Below are 15,246 nucleotides of genomic sequence, written 5' to 3' on the forward strand. Positions count from 1 at the left end.
TCACAGACCTCCCAGGCACCCGCGAAGACGCGTCAATCCGTCACGGATGCGCGTCTTCACCGTGGACAGGGCGACCCCCAGCTGGGAGGCGACCTCTCGGTAGGTGCGGCCGTCGTAGTACGCCATCGCGACGGACTCACGTTGGGTGTCCGTGAGCGAGTCGAGGCAGGCGAGCACCGATTGATGCTCGAGCCGGCGGGTCACCTCCTCGGTGACGTGGTCGAACGGCCCTGCGATGTTGGTGGTCTCGTAGAGCGCCTCGCGGTCGGTGCCGGCCTGCTCGGACCGCACGCGGTCGACCGCACGGCGGTGCGCGAGCGTCATCAGCCAGGACAGGACGGAACCTCGGGCCGGATCGAAGTTGGACGCGGTGCGCCACGCCTGGAGGAAGACTTCCTGCGTCGTCTCCTCCGCGTACCCGGGATCCCGCAGGACCCGCAGGACCATGCCGTGGACCCGGGCGCTCGTCCGGTCGTAGAGTTCGGCGAAAGCGTCGGCGTCCCCGTTCGCGACGCGGGCCATGGTCTCGTACAGTTCCGCGGATTCGGTGGTCCGGGCCCCGTGTGCCCCGGCTGCGTCCGCCGAACACACGTCTTCTGCTGGAGTGTTGCCCTCGGGGTTCGTCACCGGCACTCGTCTCGGTTCATCGAGAACCACGGTAGCGTGCACATCCACTCATCTCCTCCAGCCGGTAGGCATTCGGAGACCGCGTCGCGGTGGATGGGTGGGAGGGTGCCGATGTGACGAGACGAGAGGAACCCCCGTGCGGCGACGAGGGTTCCCCGGTGAGTGTGGTCGAGCGGTCAGACTGCTATCCGGCCGCGTCTGTGCCGGGCGTGCATCTCGCGTTCCGTCTCGGACATTCCGCCCCAGATCCCGTACGGTTCGGACACGCTCAGGGCGTGATTGCGGCACTGGGCGAGGACCGGGCAGCGTCTGCACATTTCCTTGGCCCGGGTCTCTCGCTGCGCACGAGCTCGGCCACGCTCTCCGTCGGGATGGAAGAACATCGAGGAGTCGACCCCGCGGCACAGTCCGTGCATCTGCCAATCCCAGATATCGGCGTTCGGGCCGGGCAGGTGGTTGGGTGCAGGCATGTGGACTCCTTAGCTGCAAGCTCGCCTCGGGCGACGAGCGGACCGTGGGCTCGTAGGTACGTTCAAGCCACTGAATCATTCACGTCGCTAACCGTAGAGTCGGTTGTGAAATCGCGTCAATAGTTGTTCACAGTGGCGATTTACATATCCCACGAACTGAAAGTTAACCTGGAAAATATTTACTTTCCCGCGGTTCCGTGATTCCGTTTCGGGTTGAAAGACCCCGGGGCGCGGGTAACGATGTCCGGGTGCCCCAGCCCGCGGAGCCAGAAACCCAGCCCTCTTCCGGATCCCCGGACGAGGGACCCACGATCTCGGTATCGGCCCTGGCCAGAAAGCTCGGGGTGGCTCCGTCGACGCTCCGCACCTGGGACCGCAGATACGGCATCGGGCCCTCCGTTCACGTGCAGGGAAGTCACCGGCGGTACACGCCGCGCGACGTCGCCCGGCTCGAATGCATGCAACATGCGCTGGACGGTGGTGCAAACTCCGCGGAGGCCGCGAGATATGCGATTAACGCAATGGCTACGTATTCGTCAGAAAGCGACCGCCGACCGGGTGTGAAAAATCTGGGTGACAACTCGGTGAACGGGATGAAAACATACCCGTCGAACCTTTTGTCACCTTTTTCCGGCCTCGGTGGCGCCGAGGCGTCCGTCCGGAATTTATCGGGTGCGCTGCTGGCGCGAGACGTCGTGACCATCCGGCGGATCATCGTGCGGGCCGTCGCGGAGCGGGGATTCGGCTCCATGTGGACGACCCTGGTCGTTCCGGTGCTCGAATGGGCAGACGAGGGCAGGAATTCGGACGCCGCCGCTGCGAGTGTCCGCGTCTTCGCCGAATGCGTCGCAGGGATTCTGTCCACGATGACGCTGGACGCGCCGATCGGTGGCGGTGGCCGTGTCCTGCTCGTGCACGTGCCTGCGGACTCGCAGGACACGGTTCCCGCCGATCCGTACGGCCTCGAATTCCGGGCACTGGGCGCCGCCCTGGCCACTGCCTCGGTGGACACGCGGATGGCGCTGCCACTGTGCCGGTCGGCGCTCCTCGCCTCCGTGACCAACGCCGAGCCGGACGTGATCGTCCTGTGGTTGCCCGCCGCCGGATGCGCCCTCCCGTCTCTCCTGCGGGCGATCCGCCGGCGGCGCACCGGGCTGACGATGCTCGCGGGCGGCCCCGGATGCGGGACGCAGTCACTTCCACGGTCGATAGCGGTGCTGGGCACGTTGGACGAGGCGGTGGACGCCGTCACCGCGGTCACCTGACGGCAGAGCGGCCGGACGATGCAATGATCTCGGCGTGCCCGACTCCACTCTCCGGTCCGACCCCACGAATTCGTTGATCCGCGCGGCTTTCGGCGCCGATCCGGGCGCGTGCCCGCTATCGGTGTCCGACGTTCCCGTCGAGCGCTGGATGCGAGCGGTGGCGTGGGGCGCCCGGGGGCACTACGCCCGATCCCGCGCAGAGCTGGACGCACTGACGCGCGGCGAGGTGGCCGAACCCGCGGTCGCCTCACTCGCCTGGAGCACGCAGGCGTCGTTGCTGAGGCAGCTCGGCTGGCACGGTGCGGCGTCCGGGTTCGACGGCCGGGCTCTCGCCGTCGTCGGGACGGGTCCCGGCGACGGCGACGACGTCCTCGTTCACGAAGCGCGGTGCGACGCGATGACGGGGCTGGCGGCCGACGCGTTGGGGTGCGGCCGGCTGGCACTGGGCCGGCGGCTGCTCGACAGGTGCTCCGAATACCTCGACGAGCGTGCTCCCGGCGAACTGTGGCGACAGCGCGTACGCAGGCACTGGGTGAGCGCCGAGTTGTTTCTCGCGGGCGGAGACTTCGCCTCGGCGCGCCGCCACGCCGAGACCGCAGCGGAAATTTCGGAGGCTGCCGGATCTGTGCGGCACCACGTCAAATCGGATCTGCTGCGGAGCGCGTCGATGACAGGGGAGCCCGATTCGGGTCCGGCGGCACGGCTTGCCGCGGATGTGCTCGACCGGTGCGATCGGCACGGCTTGATACCTCTGAAGTGGGCAGCTGCGATGTTGCTGAGTGGTGTGACATCCGACTCCCGTGCGGAGGCCGTGCGTGCGGAGTGCGAAGCCGTCATCAGGGCGCGAGGTGGGCGCTTCCGAATCTGACTCCGCTGGTCGGGCCCCGTACGGGCGGGTTGCGCGCGAATCGCTGCGAATCCGGGCGAATACCGTTCGGTCCGCACCGTTACTCTTGGAGTGTTCCGCTGAGAGCGGGAGCACACCCATCGGGGGAGGTGCCACTGTAACGCCAGGATATTCAGCAACGATGACTAATACGAGCGAGGAGTTGGACTCCGCCGTCGCCGCTGCAACGCAGGGTGACCGGGCCGCTTTAGCTCTGGTCCTGGAAAACATTCGGCCCTTGGTTGTGCGTTACTGCAGAGCCAGGGTCGGTGCTGCGGAGAGGGGACAACTCTCCGCGGACGACGTGGCACAGGAAGTGTGCCTCGCCGTGATGACGGCCTTACCTCGCTACGAGGATCAAGGCCGCCCGTTCATGGCATTCGTCTACGGGATCGCCGCGCACAAGGTTGCCGACGCGCATCGGAACTCCGCCCGTAACAAGTCGGAGCCCGTCGCCGAAGTACCGGATGTCGTAGCTAACGATGACGGACCCGAACAGAGGGCGCTGGACTCGGAAGCGAGCAGGCAGATGAACGAACTGCTGAGCACGCTGCCGGAAAAGCACCGGGAGATCTTGATCCTCCGCCTCGTGGTCGGTATGTCAGCCGAGGAGACGGCCGCGGCCGTGGGTAGTACTGCGGGAGCTGTCCGCGTGGCTCAACACCGAGCCATCGCGAAACTGAAAAAAGAAGTGACGAGGGCAGGTGAGAGGTTTGGCTAGGGGCATCAAGCGCAACGGCAATCCCGATGCCGATCTCCCAGGAGACGACGCACCGGTGGACGTCGCGGCAGTGCGCCGCGACGACGCTTTGATCGACGCGATCGCCGGTGGCGGTCCTGTCGCGACGGATTCGCCGGAACAGTACGAGCTCGCGCTTCTGCTGACCAATTGGCGCGCCGACATCGTGGCGACGCCGATGCCGACCGGGCCGCTGCTCGACGACGTGATCGCGGCGATCGACGCCTCGGACGCCCGTTCCGCACGCAGCGCTGCCCGCGGCAAGCTCCGCTTGTTGCGACCCATCGCCGGCGCTGCCGCCGCGATCGCGGTCGTCATGGGTGGCGCCACCATCTTCTCGTACAACGCCGCACCCGGCGATCCGCTGTGGAGCGTCAAGTCGGTCGTGTTCAGCCAGCAGGCCGATTCGACCGTCGCGCAGATCGACACCACGTCGCAGCTGCAGGAGGCCGAGCGGCTGATCGCCGCGGGCGACGCGGAGGCGGCGAAGAACCTGCTCGAGGGCGCCGCAGACCGTTCCGGCGGGGTGCTCGACGCCGACCTGCGCAACGAACTCGACGTGTGGCGTGCGAAGCTCGCCGCGGAGGTCGAGAAGATCGCTCCCACCACGCCGCCCGCGGCGACGACGCCGGGTACCACCACCACCGACGCGCCGACACAGACCACCGAGTTGCCGGCCACGGTGCCGGGGACACCCGGTTCCACGACCGCGCCGGGAGTCGAGCAGTTGCCGGGAACCCTGCCCACGGATCTGCAGATTCCGGGACTGCCGCCCATTCCGCTGCCGCAGCTGCCCACGCTGCCGCCTCCGCCCGAGACGTTGCCGTCCACGAGCCCGGATCCCACGATCATGTTGGTTCCGACGCTGCCCTCGGACATTCCGGCGACGGAGCCATCCACCCAGCAGCCGTCGCAGGAGCCTTCGACGGTGCCGCTACCCACCACCACGACCCCGGTCCCGGTGCTGCCGCCCACCAGCTAGCGGTTCGGCGGACCTTCCGCACAGACCACTGTGGCCCGACACTTCGCGTGTCGGGCCACAGTGGTCTGTATCGGGTTGTGCCGGATCAGGCGTCGAAACCGTCGCCGTGCAGAGCGTCGTTCATCGAGGCGTCCGCGTAGCCGCGGCAGTAATCCCAGGTGACGTATGCCTCGGGTGTCGGGTCGTAAGCGGGCTCGTGCGGGCGCACGGTGCCGTCGACCAGAAGCTGGAGGAGATTGGCACGGAGCATGTCCCAATCGTGGTAGTGATCTTGCTGGCAGTCTTCGCAGCAGACGACGAGACCGCGGATCCCGCGATGCGCCAGCAGCGCCTCGTACACGGCGAGGTCGGCCAGATCTTCCTCCACGGCGAGACGCTCGTGGGGGTCGAGTGGCTGGCCCGGTTCGATCGCATCGAGAGCTGCGGACGGGTCGGCGGGGTCGCCGGCGAAGGGGTCCGGGGGCAGACCTGGAGGCAGTTGATCGCGCACAGCACCACGGTACGCAGGTCAGCCCGGTCTGCGCCAGCCGTTCGGCGTACGCCCAGCGTGGGTGGGCTCCGTGGTGGTCGCGTCGAGCCGATATCATGGTTTGTGGAGCTGGGAATATCGATCGTCGCTCCGGCCTTTTTCTTGTATCCGTGTTCCCGAAAGTTTCCACCAGATCGAAGATCTGAATGTCCACAGACGGCGCCACCGGCGCCGCACCTATGTTCCATGGAGGGCCCGAACCGCATGACAAGTTCAGCAGGGCATGTACACACCGGCGGTGACGACCCGAACAAGGTCGCGATGCTGGGTCTCACGTACGACGACGTCCTGCTCTTGCCGGCGGCGTCGAATGTCATCCCCGGCCAGGTCGACACGTCCAGCCAGCTGACCAGGGATATCCGGCTGCGAGTGCCGCTCGTCAGCTCCGCGATGGACACCGTCACCGAGGCGCGAATGGCCATCGCCATGGCCCGCGCCGGTGGGATGGGCGTCCTGCATCGCAACCTGTCGGTCGAGGCGCAGGCCGGGCAGGTGGAGACGGTCAAGCGGTCCGAGGCGGGAATGGTCACCGACCCGGTCACCTGCAAGCCGTCGGACACCCTCGCCGAGGTCGACGCCAAGTGCGCCCGCTTCCGGATCTCCGGACTTCCGGTGACCGACGAGGCCGGGCAGCTCGTCGGCATCATCACCAACCGAGACATGCGCTTCGAGGTCGATCAGAACCGCGCCGTGTCCGAGGTCATGACGAAGGCCCCGCTGATCACCGCCCAGGAGGGTGTGACCGCGGAGGTGGCGCTGGGCCTGCTCCGCCGCCACAAGATCGAGAAGCTGCCGATCGTGGACGGTCAGGGCAAGCTCACGGGCCTCATCACGGTCAAGGACTTCGTGAAGACCGAGCAGCACCCGGACGCCACCAAGGACCGCGACGGCCGGCTCCTCGTCGGCGCCGCCGTGGGTGTGGGCGACGAGGCGTGGAGCCGCGCAATGGCCCTCACCGACGCCGGGGTGGACGTGCTCGTCGTCGACAGCGCCCACGGTCACTCGGCCGGCGTGCTGGACATGATCTCGAAGCTCAAGGCAGAGGTCGACGAGCGTGTGCAGATCATCGGCGGCAACGTCGCCACCCGCAGTGGTGCGGCCGCTCTCATCGAAGCCGGTGTGGACGCGGTGAAGGTCGGTGTGGGCCCCGGCTCCATCTGCACCACCCGTGTCATCGCCGGTGTCGGCGCCCCGCAGATCACGGCGATCCTCGAAGCGGTCGCCGCGGCCAAGCCGCACGGTGTGCCGGTGATCGCCGACGGTGGACTGCAGTTCTCCGGCGACATCGCGAAGGCCCTGGCGGCAGGCGCGTCGACGGCCATGCTCGGTTCGCTGCTCGCAGGCACCGCGGAGTCGCCGGGCGAGCTGATCCTGGTCAACGGCAAGCAGTTCAAGAGCTACCGCGGAATGGGTTCCCTCGGCGCGATGCAGAGCCGTGGCGCCGCGAAGTCGTATTCCAAGGACCGCTACTTCCAGGACGACGTGCTGTCCGAGGACAAGCTGGTTCCGGAGGGCATCGAGGGCCGGGTCGCGTTCCGCGGTCCGCTGTCCCAGGTCACCCATCAGCTCACGGGCGGTCTGCGGGCCGCCATGGGTTACACGGGAGCGTCGTCGATCGAGGAGCTGCAGAACGCGCAGTTCGTGCAGATCACGGCTGCGGGTCTGAAGGAGAGCCACCCGCACGACATCACGATGACGGTCGAAGCTCCCAACTACACCGCTCGCTAGCAACCAGTCACGATTCACGAGAAAGGGGCGCGCGTGCGCGACCTCGTTGAGATCGGCATGGGCCGAACAGCCCGACGAACCTATGAGCTGGACGACATCGACATCGTCCCCTCCCGCCGGACCCGCTCCTCCAAGGAAGTGTCGACGTCCTGGCAGCTCGACGCATACCGGTTCGACATTCCGGTGCTGGCGCATCCGACCGACGCGCTGGTCTCGCCGTCGTTCGCGATCGAACTCGGCAAGCGTGGTGGCCTCGGGGTCATCAACGGTGAGGGTCTGTGGGGCCGGCACGCGGACGTCGAGGCGAAGCTCGCCGAACTCGTCGCACTGGCCGAGTCGGACGTCGACGTCGAGGCGCCGATCAAGAAGCTGCAGGAACTGCACGCGGCGCCGTTGCAGCCGGGACTTCTGGCCGCTGCCGTGGCCCAGGTCCGCGATGCAGGTGTCACGACCGCGGTGCGGGTCAGCCCGCAGAACGCCCGGGCGCTGACCCCGCAGTTGCTCGAGGCGGGCATCGACCTGCTGGTCGTGCACGGCACGATCATCTCCGCCGAGCACGTCGCGCACGGCGACAGCGAGCCGCTGAACCTCAAGACGTTCATCTCCGAGCTCGACGTCCCCGTGGTGGCCGGTGGGGTGAGCGATCACCGCACCGCACTGCACCTGATGCGCACGGGCGCGGCCGGTGTGATCGTCGGATACGGCTCCACCGAGGGCGCCACGACCACCGGTGAGGTGCTGGGCATCGGTCTTCCGATGGCCACGGCCATCGCCGACGCCGCTGCTGCCCGCCGCGACTACCTCGACGAGACGGGTGGACGCTACGTCCACGTGATCGCGGACGGCGACATCACGTCCTCGGGCGACCTCGCCAAGGCGATTGCCTGTGGCGCGGACGCCGCAGTCCTGGGCGCACCGCTGGCCGTTGCCGCGGAAGCTCCCGGCGGCGGCTGGTACTGGCCGTCGGCCGCGGCGCACCCCTCGGTTCCGCGCGGCACGATGCTGCCGGTCTCGTTCGGTGACCGTCCGTCGCTCGACCGGGTCCTCACGGGTCCGTCCGATGACCCGTTCGGTTCGCTGAACTTCGTCGGCGGGCTGCGCCGCTCGATGGCGAAGTCGGGGTACTCGGATCTGAAGGAATTCCAGAAGGTGGGCCTGACGGTCCGCGCCTGAGGCGTCCGTCCGTCACTGCTTTCTCTCGTCGCCCGATGTCACATCGGTGCAGTTCAACTGCACTGGTGAGGCATCGGGCGACGTGCGTTTGCGGGTATCGCGACGATTCCTGATACCTCTCGTTACAGTTAGGTGACCCTTGTGGCAGCTGTCACAGCCGCGGGGTGCATACTGGCGAGTAATAACTCAGGTGTCGTTGGAGGTCGAGTGATGAGCAAGCAGCGCGCAACGGAGTACGACGTCCTCATCGTCGGTTCCGGATTCGGTGGCAGTGTCACCGCGCTCCGATTGGTCGAGAAGGGCTACAAGGTCGGCATCCTCGAGGCGGGCCGTCGCTACGCCGACGCGGACTTCGCGAAGACCAGCTGGGATCTCAAGAAGTTCCTGTGGGCGCCCGCTCTCGGTTTCTTCGGCATCCAGCGCGTCCACCTGCTGCGCGACTGCCTCATCCTCGCCGGCGCCGGCGTCGGTGGCGGTTCGCTCAACTACGCGAACACGCTCTACAAGCCGCCTGCCTCCTTCTTCCAGGACAAGCAGTGGTCGCACATCACCGACTGGCACGACGAGCTCACGCCGTACTACGAGCAGGCCCGCAAGATGCTGGGCGTGGTCCAGAACCCGCACATGACCCCCGCCGACGAGATCATCAAGTCGGTCGCGGAGGACATGGGCGTGGGCGACACGTTCATCCAGACCCCGGTCGGTGTCTTCTTCGGTGAAGCGGGCAAGACCGTGCCCGACCCGTACTTCGGCGGCGTCGGCCCCGACCGCACCGGGTGCATCGAATGTGGCGAATGCATGACCGGATGCCGGCACGGCGCCAAGAACACCCTGCTGAAGAACTACCTGGGCCTCGCAGAGAAGGCCGGTGCCGAGATCATCCCGATGACGACGGTCACCGGTCTGCGCGAGGCATCCGACGGCACCTGGGACGTCTTCACCCGGCGCAGCGGGCCGCGCAAGAACCGGAACCGCATGACGTACACGGCCGCGAACGTCGTCCTCGCCGCGGGCACGTGGGGCACTCAGCATCTGCTGTTCGACCAGAAGGAGACGGGCGCGCTGCCCAAGATCTCCGACCGCCTGGGGGTACTCACCCGCACCAATTCGGAGTCGATCCTCGGCGCCGCCAAGAACAAGGTGGACCCCGCGCTCGAGCTCACGAAGGGCGTCGCCATCACGTCGTCCTTCCACCCGACGTCCGACACCCACGTCGAGCCGGTGCGCTACGGCAAGGGGTCGAACTCGATGGCCCTGCTGCAGACGCTGCTGACCGACGGCGGCGGCAGGCGGTGGGTGACGTTCCTCAAGGAACTGGCGAAGGATCCGACGGCTCTGAAGGTCCTCACCCCGTACAAGTGGAGCGAGCGCACCATCATCGCCCTCGTGATGCAGAACCTCGACAACTCCATCACCACGTACACGAAGAAGGGTCTGTTCGGTCGGCGCAAGGTCACCAGCAAGCAGGGCCACGGCCAGCCGAACCCCAGCTGGATCCCGGCGGGCAACGAGGCGACCCGCCGGATCGCGGAGAAGATCGACGGCCGCGCGGGAGGCACCTGGGGAGACGTGTTCAACATCCCGCTCACCGCGCACTTCCTCGGCGGCTGCACGATCGCGTCGGAACCGTCGAAGGGCGTCATCGACCCCTACCACCGCGTGTGGGGTTACCCGACGCTGAGCGTGGTCGACGGTTCGGCCGTGTCCGCGAACCTGGGCGTCAACCCGTCGCTGACGATCTCGGCGCAGGCCGAGCGTGCGGCTTCGCTGTGGCCGAACAAGGGCGAGAAGGATCAGCGGCCGGCACAGGGCGAGGGATACCGGCGCCTGAACCCGGTCGCCCCGGTCGCCCCGGTCGTCCCGGAGGGGGCACCCGCCGCACTGGTGCTGCCGATCGTCGAGATCCGCAACAGCTCTGTGGTGCCCGACACGCAGAAGCACGGCGTTGCATAGGACCCGAGAGGGCCGGGTCATGGGGTCGCGCAGACCACAGAGCTGCGCCGATTAGACTGACCCGGTGGCAGATATCGAGCAACAGAGACCGGTCCTCGTCGTCGACTTCGGCGCGCAGTACGCGCAGCTGATCGCCCGGCGGGTGCGTGAGGCCAAGGTCTATTCCGAGGTGGTTCCGCACACCGCGACCGTCGAGGAGATCGCGGCCAAGAATCCCCTCGCCGTGGTGCTGTCGGGCGGGCCGTCGAGCGTCTACGCAGACGGGGCGCCCCAGCTCGATCCGGCACTGTTCGATCTGGACATTCCGGTGTTCGGCATCTGCTACGGATTCCAGGCCATGGCCGGCGCACTCGGCGGGACGGTGGCACACACCGGCACCCGGGAGTACGGGCGCACCGACCTGAAGGTGCAGGGCGGTCTGCTGCACGAGGGGCTTCCGTCCAGTCAGCCCGTGTGGATGAGTCACGGCGACGCGGTCACCGAGGCCCCGGCGGGCTTCGAGGTGACGGCCACGAGCGAGGGCGCACCCGTCGCCGCGTTCGAGGACCGGGCCCGCAAGCTCGCCGGTGTGCAGTACCACCCGGAGGTGCTGCACTCGCCGCACGGCCAGCAGGTGCTCAGCCGGTTCCTCCACGAGATCGCAGGCATTCCTCCCGCATGGACGGCCGCGAACATCGCCGACGCCCTCGTCGAGCAGGTCCGCGAGCAGGTCGGCGACGGCAAGGCGATCTGCGGACTTTCGGGCGGTGTCGACTCCGCTGTCGCGGCGGCGCTCGTGCAGCGCGCGATCGGCGACAACCTCACGTGTGTGTTCGTCGACCACGGTCTGATGCGTGCGGGGGAGCGTGCGCAGGTCGAACAGGATTTCGTTGCCGCCACGGGCGCCAAGCTGATCACGGTCGACGCCGCCGACACCTTCATCGGTGAGCTGGCCGGGGTGTCCGACCCGGAGACCAAGCGCAAGATCATCGGCCGCGAGTTCATCCGCAGCTTCGAGGGTGCGGTCAGTGACGTGCTGGGCGAGAACGCCGAGCACGGCGACACGGTCGAATTCCTCGTGCAGGGCACGCTGTACCCGGACGTCGTGGAATCCGGCGGCGGTACCGGCACGGCCAACATCAAGAGCCACCACAACGTCGGCGGACTGCCGGAAGACCTGCAGTTCACGCTCGTGGAACCACTCCGCCTGCTGTTCAAGGACGAGGTCCGGGCGGTGGGACGCGAGCTGGGTTTGCCCGAGGAAATCGTGGGACGCCAGCCGTTCCCCGGTCCCGGGCTCGGCATCCGCATCATCGGCGAGGTCACCCAGGAGCGGCTCGATATCCTGCGTCACGCGGATTCCATTGCGCGCGAAGAGCTGACGGCCGCCGGGCTCGACGGTCAGATCTGGCAGTGCCCGGTGGTGCTGCTCGCCGACGTCCGCAGCGTCGGCGTGCAGGGTGACGGACGCACCTACGGTCACCCGATCGTGCTCCGCCCGGTGTCCAGCGAGGACGCGATGACGGCGGACTGGACGCGACTGCCGTACGACGTTCTCGAGCGGATCTCCACCCGGATCACCAACGAGGTGCACGACGTCAACCGTGTCGTGCTGGACATCACGAGCAAGCCGCCGGGCACCATCGAGTGGGAGTGACGCACTGTGCGCGGTGGACGAGTCCGAGGACTCGCTCACCGCGCACATGCGCTCGAGCCCCTATCGCCGCCGGTTCGGGGCGAACACGAGCACCACGCCGACCAGCACCGCCACCACCACGAACAGCCAGCGGAACTCGACGTTCGCGAGCGGTTCCAGCGAGAACGGCCCCGCGAGCGCCCAGCCGCTCACCAGGAGTGCTGCCAATCCTGCGAGGAGCAGGAGCGGCGACGGGCGCTTCCGCGTCCCGGTCTGCTCGCTGTCCTGAGTGTCGTCGATGTCATCCACGGCGCACCTCCACACTTCCGAACTGGACATCTGCATTGAGGTTCAGGACGGGGCCGTCCATGCCGTCGACGCCACCGTCGAGACCGTCCGGGAGGCACTGCGCGTCGCCGAACTGGGCGGTGCAGTGGTTCTCGACGTTCATGCCGGGCGGCAGGAGCACCACGACCTCACCGAACTGCCCGCTGACGTCGACCGTCTTGTCCTCGGTCAGAGTGACGTTCCGGAGGTCGAGCGTGAAGCTGCCGAATCCACCGGAGTAGGCGGGCTCGATGGCGGCCGCTGTCGTCGGGTTCCAGGTCCGGTCGCCCATGTTCTCGCTGTTCAGGTCGAGGGCCCCGACGATCGAGGCGAGGATCACGAAACCGATCAGGGGACCTGCGACGACGAGAAGGCCGTAGCCCTTGCGCAGGAATCCGCCGATCAGCAGCCCCACTCCGATGACGGCCAGCGCGACGGCGCCGATGCGACCGGGGTTCAACCAGTCGGATCCGGTGGCGACCGACAATGCCGTCGCCGCCGCGGCCGCCAGGATGGCCAACCCGATCACCATGGTGGTCAGACGGGAGTGGGTGCGCTCCGGTTGGACTGCGGGAGTGGTGGTCCTGGCCGGCTCGGGCAGGTCCCACGCGAACGGGGCGACACCGAGCGGATCCCACGCCGGCGGTCGCGGTTCGAGCGGCGCGAACGGGGCCGAGGGTGCGTCGACCTGCGGACCGGGGGTCGGGGACTTCTCGAACGACACCGGATCGGATTGGGCGGCAGCGGTTTCGGGATTCAGTGCCTCGGTGGGCGCGTCGGCCGGCTTGTCGTCCGAGGTGGGAGGTGTGCTCGGCGTGTAGGAGTCGGGAAGCTTCGTGTACGGACCGTACGCACCCGGACCGTACGCACCCGGACCGTAGGCACTCGGACCGTACGTGCCCGGGCCGAACGGGTTGGCGCCGAACTGACCTGGCGAGAAACTCGTCCCGGGATAACCGGTTCCGACACCCGGGGCAACTGCTCCGGCGGGCAACGGCGGTGGTATCGGCTGCCGCTGGTACAGCAACCACAGGCCGCCGAGCATCAGCGCCATGCTGATCAGCCCGGAGCCGCCGAGGCCGACACCGAACGGGCCGACGGTGGTCAGTGCGATGGCCAGTGCGACGAGAAGGACGATGGTCTTGGTGCCCGAGTCGGAACTGTGACCGCGTCCCACCAGCGACTCCGCGGGTGAGGCCGGGTCGCCCGACTTCGTGAGGGCGAGCCAGCACGCCAGGTAGAGGAGCACACCGGCGCCACCGAAGATGGTGGACACGACGAAGGCGACTCGTATCAGTACGGGATCGACGCCGTAGCGGTAGCCGATTCCCGCACAGACACCGGCGACGTGACCACGGCCCGGCAACCGCACCGGTCGGGTCCGCCACAGATCCTGTATCTGCTCTTGGAAGCTCCCATTGCTCATATGACCATCGTTCCGGTCGGCGCGGCGGGCGTACATCGGGAACTACCCTGATCTTTCCGGTCGGGGTGGGCGGGAACGCGTGCCGAAGTCAGGGTTGGACCCTGATGCCGCGGCCCGGGGATCGTGCCAGTATCGAAGATGTGCACCCTGTGTCGAACACGTCCGCGGGCGGCGCCCAGTACGCGGGCGCCGTGACCGCGCCTGTCCCGCCCGGCGGCATCCCCATGCCGCGGCTCGAACGCCGGACCGGTGGTCGCATCGTCGGCGGCGTCGCGGGTGGTATCGCCGATCAGCTGGGTGTCGACGTGATGAAGGTGCGGGTGGCGTTCGCCTGTCTCGCCGCGCTCGCCGGTGCGGGCATCGTCGCCTACGGACTGTTGTGGATCTTCACGGCCGCAGGTTCCGACACCGAGAAGCCCAGTGCGTCCGAGCGACGGAGAGCGTACGGACTGATCGCGATCGGTCTGGCCGGTGCGTCCGCGCTGTCGTGGTTGTTCAGTGGCCGCGTCGGTTCGGTGATCGCGCCGATCATCGTGGTGGCGGTCGGCGCGGCCCTGGTGTGGCGCGAATTCGATTCGGAGGGCCCGCGCACCGTCATCGGGCTACCGCAGCGTCCCACCGTCCTCACCTGGGCGCGGGTCCTCGGCGGCGTGACGTTGATCGTATCGGGTCTCGGTGTGGTGATCCTCGCGCAGGTCGATCTCGCTGCGCTGCGTTCGTCGTTGCTGGCGGTGGTGGTCACCCTGGTCGGCGCGGGGTTGCTGACCGTGCCCCTGTGGTTGCGACTGTGGCGCGCGCTGGGCGCGGAGCGTGCCGCCAGGATCCGCAATGACGAGCGTGAGGAGATCGCGTCACACCTGCACGACTCCGTCCTGCAGACCCTGGCGTTGATCCAGAAGCAGGCCGACCATCCGCAGGAGGTCGCGCGGCTGGCCCGGGGGCAGGAACGGGAACTGCGGAAGTGGTTGTTCGGTGGGGGAGACGCCGACCATTCGAGTCTCGCGGAGGCGTTGCGCATCATCGCGGGCGAGGTGGAGGACCACCACGGCGTCACGGTGCGGCCGGTGACGGTCGGCGATGTGGCGCTCGACGTCGACGACACGGGCGAGGGTCTGTCGAAGGAGAGTTTCACGGCGGTGCTGGGTGCGACGCGGGAGGCTCTGGTCAACGCGGCCAAGCATTCCGGGGAGACGGACATCAACCTGTTCGCCGAAGCGGAGCGCGAACAGGTCAGCGTGTTCGTCCGGGACCGCGGCGTCGGATTCGACGTCGACGATGTGTTCCCGGACCGTCAGGGCCTCGCGAAGTCGATCCGTGGACGGATCGAGCGGCGAGGCGGGCACGTCGACGTGCGGTCCGCACCCGGCAAGGGCACCGAGGTGCGAATCCACATGCCGCGGAACGGCCGGACGTGGGCGGCAGCGGGCGCTTCCGAGGACTCGGATGCTGCCGGCGTCGAGGACGTGCCGTTCAGTCAGGGTGCGTGAGCACCACTTTCGCCGTGTCGGCGCACTGGTGCGCGGTGT

General features: G+C 67.9%; 14 protein-coding genes and 1 pseudogene. 10 read left to right on the plus strand and 5 right to left on the minus strand.

Features of this window, described 5'->3' with window-relative positions; translation table 11 throughout:
* Together FND50_RS13485 and FND50_RS13490 are read right to left on the minus strand one after the other, a co-directional pair.
* Positions 1-633: a sigma-70 family RNA polymerase sigma factor gene (locus FND50_RS13485; RefSeq protein ID WP_005253895.1), complete on the minus strand. Its 633-nt coding sequence runs from the start codon at positions 631-633 to the stop codon at positions 1-3.
* A gap of 170 nt (positions 634-803) precedes the next feature.
* Positions 804-1,097, minus strand: a complete 294-nt coding sequence (locus tag FND50_RS13490; RefSeq protein WP_005239766.1) for a WhiB family transcriptional regulator — start codon at positions 1,095-1,097, stop codon at positions 804-806.
* Between the two features lie 344 nt (positions 1,098-1,441).
* Between FND50_RS13490 and FND50_RS36745 the strand changes: the two are divergent.
* The 5 genes and pseudogenes from FND50_RS36745 to FND50_RS13510 form a co-directional block, all read left to right on the plus strand.
* A pseudogene (locus tag FND50_RS36745) lies at positions 1,442-1,546 on the plus strand (MerR family transcriptional regulator); the annotation flags it as partial.
* A gap of 144 nt (positions 1,547-1,690) precedes the next feature.
* A complete protein-coding gene (locus tag FND50_RS13495) occupies positions 1,691-2,362 on the plus strand; it encodes a transcriptional regulator (protein WP_260851034.1) in 672 nt (223 codons plus the stop codon).
* A gap of 34 nt (positions 2,363-2,396) precedes the next feature.
* Entirely contained in the window at positions 2,397-3,230 is an 834-nt protein-coding gene (locus FND50_RS13500) for a hypothetical protein (protein ID WP_144286091.1), read from the plus strand.
* A 160-nt stretch (positions 3,231-3,390) separates the two neighbouring features.
* A complete protein-coding gene (locus FND50_RS13505; protein WP_005239770.1) occupies positions 3,391-3,969 on the plus strand; it encodes a sigma-70 family RNA polymerase sigma factor in 579 nt (192 codons plus the stop codon).
* A complete protein-coding gene (locus FND50_RS13510) occupies positions 3,953-4,969 on the plus strand; it encodes an anti-sigma-D factor RsdA (RefSeq protein ID WP_144286092.1) in 1,017 nt (338 codons plus the stop codon). Before FND50_RS13505 ends, FND50_RS13510 begins: the two co-directional genes overlap by 17 nt.
* 85 nt (positions 4,970-5,054) lie before the next feature.
* On the opposite strand, the gene FND50_RS13515 is transcribed toward FND50_RS13510, so the two are convergent.
* Positions 5,055-5,459 (minus strand): DUF5319 domain-containing protein, encoded by a 405-nt coding sequence (locus FND50_RS13515; RefSeq protein ID WP_005239778.1) that lies wholly within the window; start codon positions 5,457-5,459, stop codon positions 5,055-5,057.
* 243 nt (positions 5,460-5,702) lie between these two features.
* Between FND50_RS13515 and guaB the strand changes: the two genes are divergently transcribed.
* The 4 genes from guaB to guaA all read left to right on the plus strand — a co-directional run bounded on the left by guaB (position 5,703) and on the right by guaA (position 11,988).
* The gene (gene guaB / locus FND50_RS13520; protein WP_144286093.1) at positions 5,703-7,226 is read left to right on the plus strand and encodes an IMP dehydrogenase; all 1,524 of its coding nucleotides are present in this window, start codon (positions 5,703-5,705) and stop codon (positions 7,224-7,226) included.
* Between the two features lie 33 nt (positions 7,227-7,259).
* Positions 7,260-8,399 carry a GuaB3 family IMP dehydrogenase-related protein gene (locus tag FND50_RS13525; RefSeq protein WP_005257142.1) on the plus strand — a complete coding sequence of 380 codons (1,140 nt, stop codon included), beginning with the start codon at positions 7,260-7,262 and terminating at the stop codon, positions 8,397-8,399.
* 210 nt (positions 8,400-8,609) lie between these two features.
* A complete protein-coding gene (locus tag FND50_RS13530) occupies positions 8,610-10,352 on the plus strand; it encodes a GMC family oxidoreductase N-terminal domain-containing protein (protein ID WP_144286094.1) in 1,743 nt (580 codons plus the stop codon).
* Positions 10,353-10,416: 64 nt separating this feature from the next.
* On the plus strand, positions 10,417-11,988 hold the full coding sequence (gene guaA, locus FND50_RS13535) for a glutamine-hydrolyzing GMP synthase (protein WP_144286095.1): 1,572 nt from the start codon (positions 10,417-10,419) through the stop codon (positions 11,986-11,988).
* A 60-nt stretch (positions 11,989-12,048) separates the two neighbouring features.
* Here guaA and FND50_RS13540 read toward each other — a convergent pair whose 3' ends face one another.
* The gene (locus tag FND50_RS13540) at positions 12,049-12,276 is read right to left on the minus strand and encodes a hypothetical protein (protein ID WP_054248426.1); all 228 of its coding nucleotides are present in this window, start codon (positions 12,274-12,276) and stop codon (positions 12,049-12,051) included.
* A complete protein-coding gene (locus tag FND50_RS13545) occupies positions 12,269-13,756 on the minus strand; it encodes a PspC domain-containing protein (RefSeq protein ID WP_144286096.1) in 1,488 nt (495 codons plus the stop codon). The genes FND50_RS13540 and FND50_RS13545 overlap by 8 nt, the downstream gene beginning before the upstream one ends.
* Before the next feature lie 68 nt (positions 13,757-13,824).
* On the opposite strand from FND50_RS13545, the gene FND50_RS13550 reads away from it, so the two are divergent.
* Positions 13,825-15,207, plus strand: coding sequence for a PspC domain-containing protein (locus tag FND50_RS13550; RefSeq protein WP_397493884.1), 1,383 nt, complete (start codon positions 13,825-13,827; stop codon positions 15,205-15,207).
* Positions 15,208-15,246: the final 39 nt, after the last annotated feature.

It is taken from the genome of Rhodococcus sp. WB9 (assembly GCF_007558985.1).
GTDB classification, from domain to species: Bacteria; Actinomycetota; Actinomycetes; order Mycobacteriales; family Mycobacteriaceae; genus Rhodococcus_F; species Rhodococcus_F opacus.

Coding starts and splice junctions, on each gene's coding strand:
- FND50_RS13495 (WP_260851034.1), top strand. CDS start 1,691: ATGAAAACATACCCGTCGAACCTTTTGTCACCTTTTTCCGGCCTCGGT.
- FND50_RS13530 (WP_144286094.1), top strand. CDS start 8,610: ATGAGCAAGCAGCGCGCAACGGAGTACGACGTCCTCATCGTCGGTTCC.
- FND50_RS13490 (WP_005239766.1), bottom strand. CDS start 1,097: ATGCCTGCACCCAACCACCTGCCCGGCCCGAACGCCGATATCTGGGAT.
- FND50_RS13550 (WP_397493884.1), top strand. CDS start 13,825: ATGCCGCGGCCCGGGGATCGTGCCAGTATCGAAGATGTGCACCCTGTG.
- guaB (WP_144286093.1), top strand. CDS start 5,703: ATGACAAGTTCAGCAGGGCATGTACACACCGGCGGTGACGACCCGAAC.
- FND50_RS13505 (WP_005239770.1), top strand. CDS start 3,391: ATGACTAATACGAGCGAGGAGTTGGACTCCGCCGTCGCCGCTGCAACG.
- FND50_RS13545 (WP_144286096.1), bottom strand. CDS start 13,756: ATGTACGCCCGCCGCGCCGACCGGAACGATGGTCATATGAGCAATGGG.